Origin of the sequence: Aeromonas sp. SER (assembly GCF_038739615.1) — a bacterium.
GTDB lineage: Bacteria > Pseudomonadota > Gammaproteobacteria > Enterobacterales > Aeromonadaceae > Aeromonas > Aeromonas jandaei.
The window spans coordinates 1-19183 of record NZ_JBCGFC010000022.1; the positions used below are offsets into that span (position 1 = coordinate 1).

The following is a 19183-nucleotide window of genomic DNA, read 5'->3' on the forward strand; positions in this document are numbered from 1 at the left end:
TTGGTTGCGGGGGCCGGATTTGAACCGACGACCTTCGGGTTATGAGCCCGACGAGCTACCGAGCTGCTCCACCCCGCGTCCGAATTGTCACCCCAGACCGAGCAGAAGTCTGTGGCGTTTGTCTGCCATCGATTGTTCACACCATCGCAGGCTGACGAAAAAGTTGGTTGCGGGGGCCGGATTTGAACCGACGACCTTCGGGTTATGAGCCCGACGAGCTACCGAGCTGCTCCACCCCGCGTCCGAATTGTCACCCCAGACCGAGCAGAAGTCTGTGGCGTTTGTCTGCCTTCGATGGTTTACACATCGCAGGCTGACGAAAAAGTTGGTTGCGGGGGCCGGATTTGAACCGACGACCTTCGGGTTATGAGCCCGACGAGCTACCGAGCTGCTCCACCCCGCGTCCGAGGTGGCCAATAATAGGCGCCAGCGCACAGATTGCAAGTAAATATATCAAAAAAAGTTTATTCGTAGATTTATACGACAAAGAGTGCGGTCTTTATCAGCATCATGCTGTTTTTTCAGGCAAACGGATCTGGGAAAGGCATCCGGCACTACACTCAATAAGCTGAACACTCCTCATTTTGGGTAGGTATGATATGCGCATCTCCGCCGGACATTGCCGTCAGTTGGGGGCTACACCCGACAGTCACGGCGTCAACTTCGCGATCTGGGCACGCCTGGCCAGCCGGGTAGAACTCCTGCTCTTCTCCAGTGCAGAAGACTGCACCCCGGAGGTGATCCCGCTCTCGCCCCGTTTCAACCGTACCGCCTATTACTGGCATATCCATATTGAAGGCCTGCCCATCGGGCAGCGTTACGCCTATCGTATTCAGGGCCCATGGCGCCCCTATTGCGGTACCCGCTTCGATGGGGAAAAGGTGCTGCTCGATCCCTATGGCCGCAGTATCGAGCTCGGCCCCAACTACGATCGCTGGGCTGCTGCACTCCCGGGCAGCAACATTGCCAGCTGTGCCAAGAACCGGGTGGTTGATACCCGCCACTATAACTGGGAGGGTGACAAGCTACCGGCCCACTCCCTCTCGCGCTCGGTGATCTACGAACTCCATTTGGGAGGCTTTACCAACTCACCAAGCTCCGGGGTTGCGCCTGAACTGCGCGGCACCTATCTGGGTCTCATCGAGAAGATCCCCTATCTGCAATCCCTCGGCGTCACCGCCGTCGAGTTGCTGCCGGTGTTCCAGTTTGATCCGCAGGATTCGCCCAAAGGGCTCTCCAACTACTGGGGTTACAGCCCCATGTCCTTTTTTGCTCCCCACGCCCAGTACGCCTGCGGCGACGATCCGCTGACCGAGTTTCGCGACATGGTCAAGGCACTGCACAAAGCCAATATCGAGGTGATCCTCGATGTGGTCTACAACCACACGGCGGAAGGGGGCAATGATGGCCCCACCTTCTCGTTTCGCGGCATCGACAATGAGGCCTACTACATCCTCGACAACAACCAGCAGGACACCAACTACTCGGGCTGCGGCAACACCTTCAACGGCGCCCACCCGGTGGTGCTGCGGATGATCATGGACAGCCTGCACTTCTGGCGGCAGGAGATGCACGTCGATGGCTTCCGGTTTGATCTGGCGGCCATTTTGTCGCGGGATGAATCGGGCCAACCGCAGGCCAACGCCCCCACCCTGCGCACCATAGACACCGATCCCAACATCGCCGATATCAAGCTGATTGCCGAAGCCTGGGATGCGGGGGGGCTCTATCAGGTGGGGTCACTCGCCGGCGCGCGCTGGCGTGAATGGAACGGTCAGTTCCGCGACGATGTGCGCCGTTTTCTGAGGGGGGACGATAACAGCGTGACCGCTTTTGTCGAGCGACTCTGCGGCAGCCCCGATATCTACCACTATCACCATGCCGACCCCGAGAAGAGCATCAACTTCGTCACCTGCCACGATGGCTTTACCCTGTGGGACTGGGCCAGCTACAACCACAAGCACAACGAAGCCAACGGCGAGCAGAACCGCGATGGCTGTGATCACAACTTCAGCTGGAACCACGGCCACGAAGGGGTAACGGAAGATCCCCAGATCAACGCCCTGCGCATGCGTCAGGCCAAGAACATGATGGTGGCTACCCTGCTCTCGGTGGGCTCCCCCATGCTGCTGATGGGCGACGAACTGCTGCGCACCCAGCATGGCAACAACAATGGCTACTGTCAGGATAACCCCACCTGCTGGATGGACTGGCAACCCAGCGCCCGCAGTCAGGAGATGTTCCGCTTCATGAAGGAGCTGATCCAGTATCGCAAACATTTGTTCCAGCGCCCCGAGCAGGAGAGCATGCCGTTGTCACTGACCGAAATCCTGCGCCACAGTGAGATCTGCTGGCACGGCGTCAACGCCATGCAGCCGGACTTCAGCCCCCACTCCCACGCCATCGCCATGTCGGCCCTCTCGAGCGAAACCCGGCTGGCACTCTACGTGCTGTTCAACGCCTACTGGGAGCCCCTCACCTTCAACCTGCCAAGCCCCCCCAAAGGGGTCGGTGGCTACTGGCGGCGGATCCTCGATACCGCCCTCCCCTCGCCGCAGGATATCTGCACCTTCGGCATGCCGCTGGAGGGGCTGACCCGCGAATATCTGGCCCAGCCGCGCAGCAGTTGCCTCTTTATCTGCGGGGCCGACGACTTCTACTGATGCCGTCTCTTGCAAACAAAAGCCCCCGGACAAATCCGGGGGCTTTCTATTTCAGAGATCACAGTAAACCCGTTTGCGTCACACCAGCTGATGGAGCACGCTGGTGGCGGCGATCTGGGCGATGAGCAGACCACACAACGAAGTTGAAACCACAACCGGCGCAGTGTCACGCTGAAGATAGAGCGGGCTGAACCAGAGCAGCAGGGAGGCCACCAGCAATACAGCCTGGGTCACCACAGCCGGGATCAGCGCATCGAGATTGGCCTCACCCCCTTGCCAGCCCACCAGCACGCCCAGCCAGATAAGGCTGGCCATGGCTCCAACCAGACCAGCCAGTGGCAGCAGGGTATTGAATGCCTGCAGGCGGTGACGCGCTCGCAGCAGCATCAGGTGGGCAAAGGCCGCTCCCAGCATCGCCATCTGCAGCAAACCGCTCACCCAGCCCTGCAGTTGCAGCAGGCCCACACCATAAACTGAAAGCGGCAACGCCGGCAGCCAGAGCAGGGAAGATGGGATGGAACGTTTCCCCTCCAGCCTAGATTGGGCAAGCGAAAGGCCCACGCCCAGCACCAGCGCCGCGCCGCCGCTCCAGATCAGCCAGCTGGCCGCCTTGGCCTCTACCGCCAGCATCAGCGAGAGGGCGGTAATGACCCAGATGGAGAAGAGTTGCTGGCTGATACGCGAGCGCTGGCCCGGGCAGATATCACCGCGCCAGAGCACGATGCCAAGGGCAACAAGCGCTCCCAGCGCCATCAGGCCGGTCAGGGGAAAAAGCCAGAAAGGGAGTTGGACGAACATGGCGCCTCCAGCAAAGGGTGTCGAAATGCGCCGTGGTGGCGCCAGAGAGGGGCCGAGTATACCCAAACCCGGCGCCATCCCCAACGCCTGACATCATAAGTGGCGGCCTTAACGCTGACCGCGGGCCAGCGCCACCACCCTGGCAAACATCTGGCGGATCACCGGTGGTATGTGCTCAGCGCCGAGCCGCTCCGCCTCTTCGACCACCGCCAGCGCCATGCCCGGTTTGCTGCGATGATGGATCGCCTTGTTGATGATATGGCTGGCACTCCACATGGCGCGGCCACCGACACCGGCTTCGCGCCGGAACACCCCCTCAAAGCCGTTGTTGTAGAGGTAGTGCTCGATGTCGACCGCAGGCAGCTGGGTCAGCCGATCCCTCTCCCTGTCGCCTTTGAGCTGACCGCGGGCCGAAGCGGCATACTTGACTCCCGCCTCGTCGCCATCGGCCAGCAGATGCCACTCGATGCCAAAGTCGCGCGCCACCTTGATCAGCGGTGACTGGCCACACTGGGCAAACTCGATGATCCGCACCCCCTCGGCCCGCAGGCTGTAGCCACAGATCTGGGCCAGCTCCGAGAGCAGCCAGATCTCTGTCTCCCCTTCCACCAGCAGCCAGCAACGGGCAAACAGCGACATGGGCCGGTTGATCCGCACATGGAAGGCAATCTTGCGCAGATCGTCGCTGCTGTAGCGCTCGCCACCCAGTTGGTGGCAGAGGATATCCTGCTGGCGCCGCACCAGCCGGCGCACCTGATTGAGCGGCAGGGAGGAGAGCAGGTCCCCCGAGTTGGTGGTGAGCAGCTTCTGGCCAGGCAACTGCTCCAGCAGTCCCCACGCCAGTGCCAGCATGGTTGGATGGAGCCGGCTTTCGGGATCTTCGAGGATCATGATGGGGCGAGCCCCCTCCTCCAGCTCCCGGTTGCCGCGCGCCTGCAACAAAGTCGCCGCCATCCCCGCCATCGCCAGCTGCAAAGCGCGATTGTCCGCCTGACGCAGCAGGGTGTGCAGGTTGCCCGGATTGCGCAATGTCATGGGGCGATTGATGATGTCGCGCTGGCTGCGCGGCTTGTTCTTGATGGGCGCCAGCGCGTTGAAGTAGTGATCCATCAGCTGGCGCACCGCCTGCAGCGCTTCCTTGAGCTCGGGCTCGCCAATGCGCTGGGGCTCGTCGATGAGCTTGTCGGCCAGCTCGTTCAGACGATGCTCGGAGAGATCGCCCCACTGCAACGTCTCCACCCCGTTGCGGGCGGTGCGGGCATCGCGCAGGCGAAAGACCGGGTTCATGGTGATGAGCATGCAGACCAGCTCGTGAGCATTGGCGATGGGCAGGCTCTTGCCCACCCCGTCGAGAAAATCGTGCAGGGTCGCGACCGTGCCATCCTCCAGCTGCTCGGCGCTGGCACGATAGTGAATGCGGTTGAACTTGTCCTTGTGCAGCACCCAGGCAGGGCAAAGCCGGGCCAGACGGCGGGAGTGCTGGCACATCTGGGGTCGATGCTCACAGAAGGTGAGCACCAGTTGCAGATGGCGCGCCGGGGCAAGCTCGGGATCTTCCGGCCGGTGGAAATCCTCGGCGCCAAACTGATAAGGCTCGGCATTTTGCCCCAGCAGACACCAGAGGGCGCGCAGCAGGCTCGATTTCCCCCAGGTGTTTTCACCGATCAACACTGTGGTATGGTCGAGCCCGAGCGACAACCGATTGATGCCGCGAAATCCTTTAACTTCAATACGTTCCAGATACATCCAGCCATGTCCACGTCACTCTGATGGAGCAATAGTGGCAAAGTTGCCGGAAAAATCCTATCGGGCAGCGCCCTTTTTCAACGGGAACTGTGAGGAATGGCAGGTTCGGGCGGAGTTGGCTCTGTCAGGCGCCCCTGCGGGGCATTCCAGTGGTTGAACCAGAGGTGGCGGGTACGGATCTGGCGCTTGCGATGATTCAATGGCGGCTCCTGTTTGTGGCACTGCGAAATGACGGGATGAGCGAACTCACCGGAACGCATTGAGTCTCGCGGTTAACTGTGACAGGAGGATGACAGCCGGGCACGCCACTGCCCCGGCGTCAGACCAAACGCCTCGCGAAAGCGGTTGCCAAAGTGAGCCTGGGAGGAGAAACCGCACTGGCTGGCGATCGTCGCCAGCGGCTCACTCCCCGCCAGCAGCTGCTTGGCCCGCTTGAGGCGCAGCTCCAGCAGGTAGCGGTGTGGCGGGCAACCCAGGCTCTGGCTGAACATGCGGGCGAAGTGATACTCGCTCAGACCCGCCTGCTGCGCCAGCTGGGCCAGCGTCACCGGTTCGGCCAGATGAGCATGGAGGTACTCCTGCACCCGCCGGATCGCCACCGGAGCCAGCCCGCCACGCACCGTCGGCAGCGCAGGCGCCGCCTCGGTATGGTGGCGATAGGCGTGAAGGATCAACATCCAGGCACCGTGAGAGAGCGCCAGGCGGTCGATGCCGTGCTGCCACTCAAGCTGCATCAGCTGACTCTGCACCAGCAATGCGGCCTTCGGATCGTCGATAAAGGTCTTGTCCAGCAGTTGCAGGTGGCGCCCCTCGCGGTCGCACACCTCCTCGGCGATACGGGTCAGGTGGGCCGGGGTGAAGTAGAGGTGGAAGAAGCGAAACTCCTCGCGCACCAGCCATTCGGATCTGTGGTGATCCGGCATGATGCACACCTTGCCGGTGCCGCCACAACCGCCCGGCCCGTCGAGCCGCTCGGTCTGCTCGCCCCCCTGCAGATAGACGCTCAGGGTGTGGTGGCCCGGCTTGTGGTAGCGGGTCTGATCGTAGCAGTTGCGCCAGCTGGCGACGCCAAGTCCGGGCTCCAGCCAGCAGGAGTCCTCCAGCCGGGCGCCGGTGCTGACCAGTGCATCGAATACCCCTGCCGTTTTCATCTGACCCCGCTTCTCCCTGACGCTCCCGGCAAGCCCATCCTGCCGTCCGCTCATCTTACCGACTGACGCCCGGGATGACAGCGGCCCACAAACAAAAACCGCAAGATGGTGCAAGCCAGCAAGCCCCTGCCCACCCCATGCTGGAATACAAACCTACCTGCTTGTGGAACAACCGATGAACCTTCTGCTCTATCTCGCCACCGTCCTTATCTGGGGCAGCACCTGGATCGCCATCGCCTGGCAGCTTGGCCCCATACCCATCGAGGTGTCGGTGCTCTATCGCTTCTTGCTGGCGGCGGTGGCGCTGTTTGCCCTGCTCACCGCCAGCGGCCGCTTTCCGCGCCTGCCGTGGCACGGCCAGCGCTACGCGGCGCTGCTCGGCGCCCTGCTCTTTTCCACCAACTTTCTCTGCTTCTACCACGCCACCCGCTATATCCCGAGCGGCATGTCGGCGGTGATCTTCGCCAGTGCCAGCATCTTCAACGGCCTCAACCTCTGGCTGTTCGAGGGCAAACGGCCGGGCCTGCGCTGGCTGCAAGGGTCGTTACTGGGGCTCTTTGGCACCCTGCTGCTGTTCTGGCCGGTGCTGGCAGATGCGCAACTGGGTGCAAACGGCTGGAAGGGATTGCTGTTCGCCTGTGGCGGCACCCTCTGTTTTTCGCTGGGCAATCTGGTCTCGGCCCGCGGTCAGCGCCACGGCTACCACGTGTTGCAGATGGTGCCCTGGGGCATGGTTTACGGCGTCGTGCTGTTGCTGGGCTGGGTTACATTGCTCGGTCAGCAGCTGGTGGTGCCGACCGACAGCCACTATCTGGCGGCCATGGTCTACCTCGCCCTGTTTGGCTCGGTCATCGCCTTTACCGCCTACCTGACCCTGGTGGGGCGCATCGGGGCCAGCAAGGCCTCCTACGCGACCGTGCTCTTTCCGCTGGTAGCGCTCACCCTTTCGACCTTCTATGAGGGATTTGTCTGGCAGCCGGTGTCGGTGGTCGGGGTGGTGGTGAGCCTCATCGGCAATCTGGTGATCTTCGCACCGCCCTTGAAGAGCTGGCGCATTGGCCCGTTCAAGGCGGCAAACGACACTTGCTCCTGAAGCGACCAGCCCCTAAGGTAACGCAGATCCAATCTGTCGATGGCAAGGGGGCGAGATGTTACTGGAAGGGCTGGAGACGCTGAGCCTGCTGGCAAGTGAAGGAACCATGGCCAAGGTGGCCAGCCGCCTCTATATCAGCCAGTCGGCGGTGAGCAAGCGGATTGCCCAGCTGGAGCAGCGCCTTGGCAAGAAGCTGATCGAGCCGGAGGGGCGCCAGATCCGGCTCACTCCGCAGGCGCTGGAGCTGCTGGAGCGGGTAGCGCCGAGCCTGGCCGAGATGAAGGGAGTGCTGGCCGACAGCCAGGATCTGGCGGATCACAGCCCCCTCCCCATCGCCTGCTCCGAGACCCTGCTGGCCGGTTATCTCGCCCACTTCATGCGTGGCTACCTTGGCCGCGACCCGCATCTCGCCCTCTCCACCCACCACACCCCGGTCATTCTGGCGCGGGTGCGCAGCGGCGATGCCCTGCTCGGCATCTGCGCCGGTCGCCTCCCGCCCGGCCATGGCCTCGACGCCGAGCTGCTGCTGGAGGAGCCCTTCTATCTGGTGGGAGAGGCGCAGCAGAGCCTGCCCCCTGCCGCTCAGGGCGGCGCGCGCAAGATCCTCACCATGGATCTGGAGAACCCCGCCAATCGCTATCTGCGCGAGCCCCTCGCCGCCCTCGGCCTGGAGCCCGCCATGGAGCTCGACTCCTATCTGGCGCTGATCGAGCTGGCCAAGGCAGGTATCGGCCCGGTGCTGCTACCTGCCGGTCTGCTGGCGCTGGTGGGAGAGCAGGGAGAAACGGCCCGCCTGCTGCCGACACTCGCCCGCCCGCTCCATCTGGTCTACCGGCCAAACAGCCTCAAGCGCGAGCGCATTGCCAAACTGGTCAATGCCTTGCGCAAACACTTCAGCCATTACAGCGACACACCGCGCTAACGCTGTAAAACCGCAGATATGACAACGGGGCCCGAAGGCCCCGTTAACAATTGCGATGCGGCAAGCAAGGCGCACATCAGATCCAGGCAAACAGCTCGGGATACTGACTCCACACCAGCTTGGCGGACATCAGCAGGGAGACGGTCACCAGCAACGGCTTGATCAGCTTCACCCCTTTTTTCAACACCATTTTGGAGCCAAAACGGGCGCCGATGAACTGCCCCAGCGCCATGCAGAAGCCGACGCTCCACACCACCTTGCCACCGAGAGCAAAGAACAGCAGGGAGGCGATGTTGGAGGTGAAGTTGAGCAGCTTGGTATGGGCGGTGGCCCGCGCCATGCCAAAACCAGCAAGCGCCACGAAACCGATGGCAAAGAATGAACCGGTCCCCGGCCCGAAGAAGCCGTCATAGAAGCCGACCCCGCCCCCCACCAGCAGCGCAAACAGCATGGGAGTCAGGCGGCGGGAGCTCTCGGCATCACTCACCCGCGGCGAGAAGAAGAAGTAACAGGCAAAGGCCATCAGCAGGAAGGGGAGCAAGCGCTCCAGCACGGCGGCGTCGATGGTTTGCACCGCCAGCGTACCCACGGCGGCGCCGATAAAGGTGCAGATCACCGCAGGCCAGATCATCGCCCACTCCAGCAATCCTCTGCGGGCATAGAACCAGGTGGCGGAGAAGGAGCCGAAACTGCTCTGCAACTTGTTGGTGCCGAGCACCAGCGCGGGGGGCATGCCGGTAGCCAGCAGGGCCGGCACCGTCAACAGGCCGCCGCCACCGGCGATGGCATCGATAAAGCCGGCGATGAGCGCCACGCCAAACAGGGCAAACAGGGTAACCAGTTCCAATTCCATCCATAGACCTCACGGGATTGGGTTGCCCGACACAAGGGCAACCGGGGGGAGAATAAACACGCCGGGCAGAGGGGCTGCACTGACTGTCGGTTATCCTAACGGGCCAAAGTCCATGAATCTAACGAAACAGTGGCAGCCAATTGATTCCTGATTTTCACTAATTTGGGCTCACGCGCCCCTGCCCCTCGGCTCAGGCGGCGCTTTGTGGCGCCGGTGACTCCGCTTCCGATCCCTTGATGGCGCTCAGGGCCGCCAGCAGCGGCGCCTCGTCATCACCGGGGAAACGGCTGACCCGACCGGCCATGTAGCGGCGGCTGAAGAGATTGAACCAGTGCTGCAGCGCCTGCCCGGCCCTGAGCTCCCCCGCCACTTCCAGCACACAGGCCGCTACCTCGGCGGTGCAGAGGTGCTCCTCGCTGTTGGCCACCCGCATACCGTAAGTGGAGAGCGCATCGGGTTTGATGGCCAGCACCGGAAAACCGTCGAGATAGGGGCTCTTGTTGAACATCTTGCGCGCCTCGGGCCAGGTGCCGTCGAGCAGGATAAAGAGCGGCTTCTTGCCGGGCGCAAGCACAACCTCGCCGGTCAAACGGGCCGGCTCCTTTTCACAGGCAGGAAAGACCACATAGGGCTGCCACGCGGGATCGGCCAGCAGGGCCAGCAACTCGGGATGGGGCTCGGTGCGCGACCAGAGAAAGGCCCAGGTGCTATCCGGCAACACATCGGCGATGAGACGGCCGGTGTTGGAGGGCTTCATCGGTTCGCTGTCATACATCAGCAGGCAAAAGCCCGCCTCCGCTTTGAGCTCGGGGCGCCACTCGCAGGCACACCAGTCCTCGCGCAGCTGGCAGGCTGGACAACGAGCCAGGGTGCCGCCACGGGCGAGAAACGGTCGGGTAGAGATACTCTTGCGCCAGGCCCGCAGGCGGTTGACGGCGTGATCAGGAACAGGCTTCATCTTGTGTCACAAACAGAGGGAGATCATCAACGGCGGCGCCAGCGGCCCGCCACAAAGGGGCTGGATTGTACCCAGTTGCGCGGCGATGGAACAGCATTCACTGCCCCTTTCGCCAAACGCCTTGCCCACTGCCCTGTAAAAAGGGTTCAGGACTCCTGACAGGTGCGCAGCAGCTCCAGCAACAGGCTGCCGTCGCGCAGCGCCTTGTGCACCTGCACCGAGGTGGGCTTGGTGGGATCTTCGTAGAAGTGGGTGGATTCAATCTGCAGCCGCACCAGATATTCGGCCGGCAGCTGGCTCGCCAGCGACTGATGCAACATGGGGAAGAGCAGCCGATCGGCGCGGGTGATCTCGCCCCCCAGTAGCAGCTTGCCCGGATTGAGCAGACAGATGAGATTGGAGAGCACCCGCGACAGGCGCCCCGCCGCCTGATGGAGGATATCCTGACAGAGGCTGTTGCCCGCCAGCGCCAGCTCGCACAGCTCGCGAATGGTGACGCTCTCCGGCAGATCGTGCTCCTGCATCCGCTCGCGCAGATCCCGGTATTGCGCCTCCAGCGCCTGATTGGTCACTAGCGTGCAGGCGCAGCCAAAGCCGCCGCAGTAACAGCGCTGGCCATAGGGTTCGAGCTGCAAATGGCTGAGATCGCCGAGCAGCGCATTCTCGCTCTCGATAAGCTGGCCATTGACCACCATGCCGACCCCGATGTCGTTGTGAACGAACACCAGCACCGCATCGGCACAATTCTTGGCGGCCCCCCACTCGCGCTCGGCCTGGATCCAGGTGCGCACGTCGCCGCTCACCAGCACCGGCACCGCGAAGGCCTCCTGCAGGGTCGGCCCCAGCGGCCAGTTGCGCAGATCGTAGAAGGGGAAGTGCTTGACCATGCCGGAGTGGCGCTCTACCTGACCCGGCAGACAAAGGGCGATGCAGGCAAGGTTGAGGGCCTTTTTCGGCAAGAAGCTGCGAATGGCGTGAACCAGGCTATCCAGCAGTTCGCCGCGCTCGGCCTCGGTAAAAATATGGCGATGGCGCGCCAGCGAACGACCGGTGAAGTCGAACAACGCCATGTCTACATAACCACGCCCCAGCCGCATGGAGAGAAACTGGAAGCGGCGCTCGTTGATGCGCAGCAAGGTCTGGCGACGGCCACGCCCCACCGAGCTTTCACCACAGGTGACCACCAGCCCGCTGTCGAGCAGCTCGCGGGTGATCTTGGTAATGCTGGCGGGAGAGAGACCTGTCAAACGGGAGAGATCGGTGCGCGACAACTCCTTGTGCTCTTCCAGGCTGGCATAAACCAGGCCGTAGTTGAGCTGGCGGATCAAGTCGATACTACCTTTCACGATCTCATTCATAGGCTATGGGGCAAACGCAGACACAGAGGGCGGCAATTTTCACACATTATTGGTCAATCCCCAAATAAAGTGCGGCCTGAACCGGGGTTCAGACCGCATCTTGTGGCACTCGTCACCTGACAAGGCAGGATCAATAGCGGAACTGGGAGACCAGCTTGCGCAATTTGTCGCCGGTATTGGCCAGATCGCGGGTGGTGCTGTTGGATTCGACCGCCGCGCTGGTCAGCTCGCTGACAATCTGCTGGATGGCCACCAGGTTCTTGTTGATCTCCTCAGAGACCGCGTGTTGCTCCTCGGCGGCCGTGGCGATCTGGATGTTCATGTCGTTGATGGTGCTGACCGCCATCACCATGCTGTCGAGGGAGCTGGCGATGTGGCTCGCCTCCTGCACTGTCTCCTGACTGCGCTCCTCGCTCGCCTGCATTACATCCACCGCCTGCTTCACCCCGCCCTGCAGACGCTGGAGCATCTCGTTGATCTCCTTGGTGCTCTGCTGGGTACGGCCAGCAAGGGATCGTACTTCGTCCGCCACCACCGCAAAGCCCCGCCCCTGCTCACCGGCCCGCGCCGCTTCAATGGCTGCGTTGAGCGCCAGCAGGTTGGTCTGCTCGGCGATGCCGCGAATGACTTCAACCACAGAACCGATCTTGCCGGTCTCCTGCGCCAGCTGCTCGATAACGCCGGAGGCGGTATGTACCTCGCCCACCAGCCGGTTGATGCTGTTGATGGCGGTGCTGACTACGCCGCGCGCCGCGTCGGATTCGCGGGCCGCATCGCTGGTAGCACTGGCCGCATTGGAGGCGCTGGCCGCCACTTCCTGCGCGGTCGAGCTCATCTCGGTCACCGCGGTGACCACCTGATCGGTCTCCCGGCTATGACCGTGCATCTGCTGGTCATAGTGCTCGCTCAGGTGATGCAGCTTGTCGACGGCGCTGAAGAGGTGGTTGCTGGTCTCCCCGACCTGACTCACCACCGACTGGATCCGCTCGACGAAGCGGTTGAAGGCGCTGGCCAGCTGACCAATCTCATCCTTGCTCTGCACCTTGAGCCGCTGGGTCAGATCCCCCTCGCCGTTGGCGATATCGTTCAATGCCAGCACCGCATCTGCCAGCGGTTTGCTGACCCGGTTGCCGACAATCACGGTTGCCACCAGAGTGACGCCCAAAATCACCAGGATCACCAGCACCCCGACCTGCAGCGAGCTGTTCATCTTGCTCTCCCGCTCGGCACGCAGGGTGGCCAGTTCGTTGTCGATGTCATCGATATAAAAGCCGGTCCCTATGATCCACTGGTACTTGTCCAGCACCAGGGTAAAGGCCAGCTTGGGCGCATCACGGCCAATGGAGGGCTTGGCGGTCCAGTATTCGGTAAAGCCATCCCCCTGACGGGCCGACTTGAGGATCTCCTGAATAAGGAACTTGCCCTTGGCATCCTTGTCATTCCAGCGGTTTTTCCCCTCCAGTTCGGTGCGAACCGGCAGCAATATGGTATTGCCCTCAAAGTCATAGACAAAGAAGTAACCGTCGCTGCTGTAGCGCAGCGGTCTGAGCAACTCTTTGACCTTTTGCCGATTCTCCGGTGAGTCAGGCAAGGAGTAGACCGCGTTGATGGCAGTCTGGGCCATCATGATGTAACTGCTGAGCAGCGCCTTGCGATCCTTGATCGCCTTCTCCCGCGCCACCACCAGATCAGACTCCAGATCGCTTCTGGAGAGCATGTAGTTGCTGAGATTGACCGCCAGTGCCATCAACAGCACGGGGAGCGCTCCGAGTAACAGGATTTTCTGCTTTAACGTCATTTTTCACATCCTTGCAGCTGTTTTTATTGGAATTCCTTGCCCAATCATCAGTATAGGTGCTGGCAGTTCGCGGCTCGCTTTCGTTACAATTCCCTTAAAATAAATCGGCCAATTAGCGAAAAACATGACTCTTTGCCCTTGCGGTTCCAACCTTTCTCTCGATCTGTGCTGCGGATCACTCCACGGCGGTGCTCCCGCTCTCACCCCAGAACAGCTGATGCGCTCGCGCTACAGTGCCTTCGTGCTGGGTCTGGGGAATTATCTGGTGCATAGCTGGCACCCCGACTATCTGGGTGATCTGACAGCAGAACTGCTCTCCCAGACCGATACCCAATGGGATGGCCTCGAGATCATCGCCAGCCAGGGCGGCCCCGACGACATACTCGGCATGGTGGAGTTCAAAGCCTGGTTCGTGGAAGGCGAGACTCGTCACTGCCTGCATGAACGTTCCCGCTTCGTACGTCATGAGGGGCGCTGGGTCTACACCGACGGCGAGATAGATCCCGTCCCGCTCCGCATTGGGCGCAATGATCCCTGCCCCTGTGGCAGCGGCAAGAAGTTCAAGAAGTGTTGCGGCAATTGAGGCTGACTACTTAAATGAATCTGTAACGCGGGAGCATCGGGACCATGATCCATGACACAACAGACTCAGCAGTCACCCTTCAAATCAATCAAGGATCGCATCAAGGCCAATAAGGAGAAGGGCATCTCCATCCAGGGGCCCGATGTCATGGATTATCTCTATCCCGCCAGCAAGGTGGGGATCGAGGTGATCACTCCGACCGGTCAGCTGCGCTCCCTGCCTGCCGTGCTGATCGGCGCCGACAAGGCGCGTATCATCTATTTCAGCCTGCCCGCCACCACCCCGGCGGATGCCGCCCTCTACTGCCAGCCGGGTTACCGGCTCACTGCGGCCATCATCTGCGAGCGAGGCGTGGGAGCCATGCTCTGCTTCGAGGGTTTTATCGAGCAGTTCAACAAGCAGCCCCAGCTCTTCACCATGCGCCAGCCAGAGAGCATGACCCTGTTCAAGATCCGCAAGGAGATCCGCTACCCAATCAGTTGCACAGGAGTCGCTCTTTTTGCCCAGCATCCGCTCAACATTCATCTGGTCGACTTTTCGCTGGCAGGTTGCGCCTTCAGCACCCACCATCAGGCACCGACCATTCCCCTCAACCACTCGCTTGAGCTACGTCTCGATGCCTCTAGCGCCAACGGGATGCCCTACCAGCTGACCGGCACAGTGCGCAACCAGCGCCAGATCAACAACTACCCCGTCTACGGCATGCAATTCGACGCAGCCGGCTTGCAGCAAAGCGAAACCTTTTTGAAACACCTCGAATTCAATGGCCATCAAATGGTCGTTCGCACTCAAGCTGGCGCCGTTGCGAACATCGCCATGGGCCACTCCGCCCCCTGAAAGGGGCTATTGTCAGGCCGATCCCGATCACACTTCTGAGCATTAATGGTCGAAAATGTTCGATCACGCTCATTTATTTGGTCTGAATCAAACATTTTACTCACGGTTAACGTCAAACTTCTCATCAATGTGAGTAGCGAGACCGGCACCAATGCAAAGAATAACTACACAAGTCGTCATCATAGGCGGCGGGGCCACCGGGGCAGGCATCATGCGCGATTGCGCACTGCGCGGCATTGACTGCATTCTGCTCGAACGGGACGATATCGCCGCCGGCACTACGGGGCGCAACCATGGCCTGCTCCACTCGGGAGCACGCTACGCGGTGACGGACCAAGAGTCCGCCCGCGAGTGCATTCAGGAAAACCGCATCCTCAAGCGGATTGCCAGCCACTGTGTCGAGGATACTGGCGGCCTCTTCCTCACCCTGCCGGAAGATGACATCAATTTCCAAACCACCTTCATGGATGCCTGCGCCCGCGCCGGGATCGAAACCCGTCAGCTCGATCCCCGCGAAGCCTTGCGTATGGAGCCCAACGCCAACCCGGCGATGATCGGCGCCATCCACGTGCCGGATGGCACGGTCGATCCGTTCCGCCTCGCCGCCGCCAACGTGCTGGACGCCAAAGAGCACGGCGCGCGCATCTTTACCCACTGCAAGGTGCTGGGACTCTTGCGCACTCAGGATCGGGTACACGGGGTCAAGGCGATCAACACCCGCACCGGCGAAGCCTTCGAGGTGGAGTGTCAGGAGGTGATCAACGCCGCCGGCATCTGGGGCCAGCAAATTTGCGAATACGCCGATCTCGGCATCCGCATGTTCCCTGCCAAGGGATCCCTGCTCATCATGGATTACCGCATCAACCAGCTGGTGCTCAACCGCGCCCGCAAACCGGCGGATGCGGACATTCTGGTGCCGGGCGATACCATCTCCCTCATCGGCACCACCTCCAGCCGTATCGATTACAACAAGATTGACCAGCTCACCGTCGAGCCCGAAGAGGTGGAGGTGCTGCTTCGCGAGGGGATCAAGCTTGCCCCCATCATGGCGCGCACCCGTCTGTTGCGCGCTTACGCAGGCGTTCGCCCGCTGGTAGCGGTGGATGGCGACGAGAGCGGCCGCAATATCAGCCGCGGCATCGTGCTGCTCGATCACGCCGAGCGCGACGGCCTCAAGGGCTTCAACACCATCACCGGCGGCAAGCTGATGACCTACCGCCTGATGGCCGAGTGGGCCACCGATCTGCTGGCCAAAAAACTCGGCAACAACAAGCCCTGCCGCACAGCCGAGCTCAATCTGCCCGGCTCGCGGGATCCGGAGAAGGTCTCCGCCCCCGGGCTCTCGGTGCCTGCCGAAGGGTCAGCCCAATACCGCCACGGCGAGCGGGTCATCGCCTTCTTCCGTGACAATCCGAAAGCCAACGCCCTCATCTGCGAGTGCGAAATGGTCACCGCCGGCGAAATCGAATACGCCCTGCGCGAGCTCGATGTGGACAACCTCATCGACCTGCGCCGCCGCACCCGTCTGGGGATGGGGCCCTGTCAGGGCGAGCTGTGCGCCTACCGCGCCGCCGGCCTGATGCAGGAGTACGGCAAGGCCGACGGCCGTCAGGCCTGCGTCATGCTGCGCCAGTTCCTGGAAGAGCGCTACAAGGGCACCCGCCCGGTGCTGTGGGGCGATGCCCTGCGCGAGGCCGAGTTTACCTACTGGATCTACGAGGGGCTGTTTGGCCTTGGCGAGTGGACCACACCGCAGCTGGTCACCGATGCGTCACGCGCCCCCGGGCAGCACAATGCCACTCACGCCACTGAGAAGGAGAGCCGTCATGAAGTTTGACAATATCGTTATCGGCGGCGGCATGGCGGGTCTCTCGGCCGCCCTGCGTCTGGTGGAGGCGGGCCAGAAGACCCTGCTGATGGCCTCAGGCCAGAGTGCCCTGCACTTCTCCTCCGGCTCGGTCGACCTGCTGGAGAGCGAAGGAGATCCCCGCGCCGCCCTGCCCGCCTTTATGGCGGCCCATCCGGATCACCCCTACAGCAAAGTAGGAATGCAGAATATCGAGGCGAGTCTGGCCGATCTGCAGCGCCACTGCGCCGAGCAGGGGCTGCCGCTGGTGCGCCACGAGACCAATCACCAGCGCCTGACCCCCATCGGCACCCTCAAGCGTACCTGGCTCTCCCCCGATACTTGCGCCTGCGTCACCGATGCACCGATCCCGGACGTGCTACTGCTGGCCACCCTCGAAGGCTTTCGCGACTTTCATCCGGCACTGGCGGCGGCCAATCTGGCGACCCATCCGCGTTTTGCCCACTGCCGCATTCTGACTGGCGAAATCCGCCTGCCCCAGCTGGCCGAATTCAGCCGCAATCCCCATGAGTTTCGCTCTGCCGACATCGCGCGCCTGTGTGACAAGCACCATCTGGTGGCCGATCTGGCCAGCGAGATCTGTCGAATGGTGCAGGAGAACGGCGTGCCCGACTGCCGCCATATCGTGCTACCCGCCTGCCTGTCGCTGGGGCTGGTTGGCCCGCGTCTGGCGGAGCTGGAGCAGCGCACCGGCTGCACCATCAAGGAGGTGGCGACCATGCCGCCATCGCTGATAGGGATGCGGATGCAGGAGGCGCTCAAGCGCCGCTTCATGGCCCTTGGCGGCACCTTCCTCACCAGCGAGCGGGTGCTGGGCGCCCGTTACAAGGGGGATCGGGTGGTCGGCGTTCACACCCAGAATGGCGATGATCAGCTGTTTGAAGCCGACAACTTCGTGCTCGCCTCCGGCAGCTTCTTCAGCCGCGGGCTGGAGTCCCGTCTGCGCGGCATTCGCGAACCCATCTTCGATGCCGATGTGCTGAGTCTGGAGGAGCGCGACGCCTGGGCCGGTCGTCGCCTGTTCGACCACCACCCTTTCATGGGTTTCGGGGTCAAGACCGACGACAAGCTCAGAGTGCTGCGCGGTGGCAAGCCGCTCGCCAACCTCTACGGCGCCGGCAGCGTGCTGGCTCACTATGACCCCATCAAAGAGGGATCAGGTTCCGGTGTCGCGGTTGCCACCGGCTGGCAGGCCGCCGGTCACATTTTGAGTTCAGCCCAATGATGATTTTGTCCCATATCCCGTGCCTTCACACCCTACGGGAGGAGAACTGACATGCTACTGGATCATGCCAACCAAACTTTCGATCAGTGCATCAAATGCACCGTCTGTACCGCCTACTGTCCGGTGGCCAAGGCCAACCCCGCCTATCCCGGCCCGAAACAGGCCGGCCCGGATGGCGAGCGGCTGCGGATCAAGAGCCCGGAGCTGTTTGACAGCGCCCTCAAGCACTGCACCAACTGCAAGCGCTGCGAAGTGGCCTGCCCGAGCGGGGTACGCATCGGCGATATCATCGCCAAGGCCAAAGACAAGTACAGCGGCTTCAAACCGGGGATCCGCGAGTTCGTGCTCTCTCACACCGACCTGATGGGCAGCATGTCTACCCTGATGGCGCCGGTGGTCAACTTCACCACCGGCCTCAAACCGATGAAACTGGTGCTGGACAAGGCGCTGGGGGTCTCATCCCATCGCGACCTGCCCAAATACTCCCAGGGCACCTTCCGCGGCTGGTACAAGAAGCAAAAAGAAGCTCAGGCCCGTTATGAGCGCCAAATAGCCTACTTCCACGGCTGCTACGTCAACTACAACCATCCGCAGCTTGGCAAGGAGCTGGTGCAAGTGCTCAACGCCATGAACATCGGCGTGCAGTTGCTGGAGCGGGAGAAGTGCTGCGGCGTGCCACTCATTGCCAACGGCTTCATGGACAAGGCCAAGCAGCAGGCGGCCTTCAATATCAAGCAGATGGAGAACTCCCTGCTCGGCAACGAGATGCCGCTGCTGGCTACCTCCTCCACCTGCGGTTTCACCCTGCGCGATGAATATCCCCACCTGCTGGAGCAGGACAACCACAAGGTACGGGATCGCATCTCGCTGGTGACCCGCTTCCTGTGGAACGAGTTCTACAAGGGCAACAAACCGGCGATGAAGCCGCTCAATCTGCACATCGCCTACCACACCCCCTGCCACATGGAGAAGATGGGGGGTGTCATCTACACCCTCGAATTGCTGCGCGCCATTCCCGGGGTCAAGGTGACGGTACTGGAGTCCCAGTGCTGCGGCATCGCCGGCACCTACGGCTTCAAGTCGGAGAACTACCAGACCAGCCAGACCATCGGCGAGGGGCTGTTCGATCAGATCAACCGCCTGGCCCCCGATCTGGTGATCACCGATTGCGAAACCTGCAAATGGCAGATCGAGATGAGCACGGCGTTTCGCTGCGAACATCCCATCCATCTACTGGCCCAGGCACTGGCCTGATCGGCTGATAACAAAAGACAATCCACGCAGAGATAAACAAAGAGCCGGCAATTGCCGGCTCTTCCTTTTACGTTTCA

At 61.8% G+C, this 19183-nt stretch carries 16 protein-coding genes and 3 tRNA genes; 8 read left to right on the forward strand and 11 right to left on the reverse strand.

The window, feature by feature from the left end; translation table 11 throughout:
- Position 1: 1 nt before the first annotated feature.
- From AAHA41_RS21130 to AAHA41_RS21140, 3 genes are all read right to left on the reverse strand, one after another.
- A tRNA-Met gene (locus tag AAHA41_RS21130) sits at positions 2-78 on the reverse strand.
- 86 nt (positions 79-164) lie between these two features.
- Positions 165-241: transfer RNA gene (locus tag AAHA41_RS21135), tRNA-Met, on the reverse strand.
- A gap of 85 nt (positions 242-326) precedes the next feature.
- A tRNA-Met gene (locus tag AAHA41_RS21140) sits at positions 327-403 on the reverse strand.
- A gap of 196 nt (positions 404-599) precedes the next feature.
- On the opposite strand from AAHA41_RS21140, the gene glgX reads away from it, so the two are divergent.
- Positions 600-2663 (forward strand): glycogen debranching protein GlgX, encoded by a 2064-nt coding sequence (glgX, locus tag AAHA41_RS21145; RefSeq protein WP_041210273.1) that lies wholly within the window; start codon positions 600-602, stop codon positions 2661-2663.
- A 78-nt stretch (positions 2664-2741) separates the two neighbouring features.
- On the opposite strand, the gene AAHA41_RS21150 is transcribed toward glgX, so the two are convergent.
- The 4 genes from AAHA41_RS21150 to AAHA41_RS21165 all read right to left on the reverse strand — a co-directional run bounded on the left by AAHA41_RS21150 (position 2742) and on the right by AAHA41_RS21165 (position 6358).
- Positions 2742-3461 carry a hypothetical protein gene (locus AAHA41_RS21150; protein WP_323069563.1) on the reverse strand — a complete coding sequence of 240 codons (720 nt, stop codon included), beginning with the start codon at positions 3459-3461 and terminating at the stop codon, positions 2742-2744.
- A 108-nt stretch (positions 3462-3569) separates the two neighbouring features.
- Entirely contained in the window at positions 3570-5207 is a 1638-nt protein-coding gene (locus tag AAHA41_RS21155) for an ATP-dependent endonuclease (RefSeq protein ID WP_323069565.1), read from the reverse strand.
- 77 nt (positions 5208-5284) lie between these two features.
- Positions 5285-5407: a hypothetical protein gene (locus tag AAHA41_RS21160; RefSeq protein WP_255933577.1), complete on the reverse strand. Its 123-nt coding sequence runs from the start codon at positions 5405-5407 to the stop codon at positions 5285-5287.
- Between the two features lie 72 nt (positions 5408-5479).
- Positions 5480-6358, reverse strand: coding sequence for an AraC family transcriptional regulator (locus AAHA41_RS21165; protein WP_033116108.1), 879 nt, complete (start codon positions 6356-6358; stop codon positions 5480-5482).
- A 175-nt stretch (positions 6359-6533) separates the two neighbouring features.
- On the opposite strand from AAHA41_RS21165, the gene AAHA41_RS21170 reads away from it, so the two are divergent.
- Together AAHA41_RS21170 and AAHA41_RS21175 are read left to right on the forward strand one after the other, a co-directional pair.
- Positions 6534-7451: an EamA family transporter gene (locus AAHA41_RS21170; protein WP_042032103.1), complete on the forward strand. Its 918-nt coding sequence runs from the start codon at positions 6534-6536 to the stop codon at positions 7449-7451.
- Positions 7452-7506: 55 nt separating this feature from the next.
- Positions 7507-8373, forward strand: coding sequence for a LysR family transcriptional regulator (locus tag AAHA41_RS21175; protein WP_323069570.1), 867 nt, complete (start codon positions 7507-7509; stop codon positions 8371-8373).
- 76 nt (positions 8374-8449) lie between these two features.
- On the opposite strand, the gene AAHA41_RS21180 is transcribed toward AAHA41_RS21175, so the two are convergent.
- The 4 genes from AAHA41_RS21180 to AAHA41_RS21195 form a co-directional block, all read right to left on the reverse strand.
- On the reverse strand, positions 8450-9226 hold the full coding sequence (locus tag AAHA41_RS21180; RefSeq protein WP_255933574.1) for a TSUP family transporter: 777 nt from the start codon (positions 9224-9226) through the stop codon (positions 8450-8452).
- 190 nt (positions 9227-9416) lie between these two features.
- On the reverse strand, positions 9417-10184 hold the full coding sequence (locus AAHA41_RS21185; RefSeq protein WP_203976068.1) for a tRNA-uridine aminocarboxypropyltransferase: 768 nt from the start codon (positions 10182-10184) through the stop codon (positions 9417-9419).
- A gap of 146 nt (positions 10185-10330) precedes the next feature.
- Complete coding sequence (locus tag AAHA41_RS21190; RefSeq protein WP_033116113.1) at positions 10331-11542, reverse strand: ROK family transcriptional regulator; 1212 nt, start codon at positions 11540-11542, stop codon at positions 10331-10333.
- 130 nt (positions 11543-11672) lie between these two features.
- Positions 11673-13340 (reverse strand): methyl-accepting chemotaxis protein, encoded by a 1668-nt coding sequence (locus AAHA41_RS21195; protein WP_033116114.1) that lies wholly within the window; start codon positions 13338-13340, stop codon positions 11673-11675.
- 124 nt (positions 13341-13464) lie between these two features.
- On the opposite strand from AAHA41_RS21195, the gene AAHA41_RS21200 reads away from it, so the two are divergent.
- From AAHA41_RS21200 to glpC, 5 genes are all read left to right on the forward strand, one after another.
- Entirely contained in the window at positions 13465-13923 is a 459-nt protein-coding gene (locus tag AAHA41_RS21200) for a YchJ family protein (RefSeq protein ID WP_321150136.1), read from the forward strand.
- A 51-nt stretch (positions 13924-13974) separates the two neighbouring features.
- Positions 13975-14760: a PilZ domain-containing protein gene (locus AAHA41_RS21205; RefSeq protein WP_041210283.1), complete on the forward strand. Its 786-nt coding sequence runs from the start codon at positions 13975-13977 to the stop codon at positions 14758-14760.
- A 151-nt stretch (positions 14761-14911) separates the two neighbouring features.
- Positions 14912-16597, forward strand: coding sequence for an anaerobic glycerol-3-phosphate dehydrogenase subunit A (gene glpA / locus AAHA41_RS21210; protein WP_323069573.1), 1686 nt, complete (start codon positions 14912-14914; stop codon positions 16595-16597).
- Positions 16587-17852: a glycerol-3-phosphate dehydrogenase subunit GlpB gene (gene glpB, locus AAHA41_RS21215; protein ID WP_323069576.1), complete on the forward strand. Its 1266-nt coding sequence runs from the start codon at positions 16587-16589 to the stop codon at positions 17850-17852. The genes glpA and glpB overlap by 11 nt, the downstream gene beginning before the upstream one ends.
- A 51-nt stretch (positions 17853-17903) precedes the next feature.
- Positions 17904-19106: an anaerobic glycerol-3-phosphate dehydrogenase subunit GlpC gene (glpC, locus tag AAHA41_RS21220; RefSeq protein ID WP_323069578.1), complete on the forward strand. Its 1203-nt coding sequence runs from the start codon at positions 17904-17906 to the stop codon at positions 19104-19106.
- Positions 19107-19183: the final 77 nt, after the last annotated feature.

Coding starts and splice junctions, on each gene's coding strand:
- AAHA41_RS21185 (WP_203976068.1), bottom strand. CDS start 10,184: ATGAAGCCTGTTCCTGATCACGCCGTCAACCGCCTGCGGGCCTGGCGC.
- AAHA41_RS21205 (WP_041210283.1), top strand. CDS start 13,975: ATGACACAACAGACTCAGCAGTCACCCTTCAAATCAATCAAGGATCGC.
- glgX (WP_041210273.1), top strand. CDS start 600: ATGCGCATCTCCGCCGGACATTGCCGTCAGTTGGGGGCTACACCCGAC.
- AAHA41_RS21195 (WP_033116114.1), bottom strand. CDS start 13,340: ATGACGTTAAAGCAGAAAATCCTGTTACTCGGAGCGCTCCCCGTGCTG.
- AAHA41_RS21180 (WP_255933574.1), bottom strand. CDS start 9,226: ATGGAATTGGAACTGGTTACCCTGTTTGCCCTGTTTGGCGTGGCGCTC.
- AAHA41_RS21150 (WP_323069563.1), bottom strand. CDS start 3,461: ATGTTCGTCCAACTCCCTTTCTGGCTTTTTCCCCTGACCGGCCTGATG.
- AAHA41_RS21200 (WP_321150136.1), top strand. CDS start 13,465: ATGACTCTTTGCCCTTGCGGTTCCAACCTTTCTCTCGATCTGTGCTGC.
- AAHA41_RS21190 (WP_033116113.1), bottom strand. CDS start 11,542: ATGAATGAGATCGTGAAAGGTAGTATCGACTTGATCCGCCAGCTCAAC.
- AAHA41_RS21165 (WP_033116108.1), bottom strand. CDS start 6,358: ATGAAAACGGCAGGGGTATTCGATGCACTGGTCAGCACCGGCGCCCGG.
- glpB (WP_323069576.1), top strand. CDS start 16,587: ATGAAGTTTGACAATATCGTTATCGGCGGCGGCATGGCGGGTCTCTCG.
- AAHA41_RS21170 (WP_042032103.1), top strand. CDS start 6,534: ATGAACCTTCTGCTCTATCTCGCCACCGTCCTTATCTGGGGCAGCACC.
- glpA (WP_323069573.1), top strand. CDS start 14,912: ATGCAAAGAATAACTACACAAGTCGTCATCATAGGCGGCGGGGCCACC.
- AAHA41_RS21175 (WP_323069570.1), top strand. CDS start 7,507: ATGTTACTGGAAGGGCTGGAGACGCTGAGCCTGCTGGCAAGTGAAGGA.
- glpC (WP_323069578.1), top strand. CDS start 17,904: ATGCTACTGGATCATGCCAACCAAACTTTCGATCAGTGCATCAAATGC.
- AAHA41_RS21155 (WP_323069565.1), bottom strand. CDS start 5,207: ATGTATCTGGAACGTATTGAAGTTAAAGGATTTCGCGGCATCAATCGG.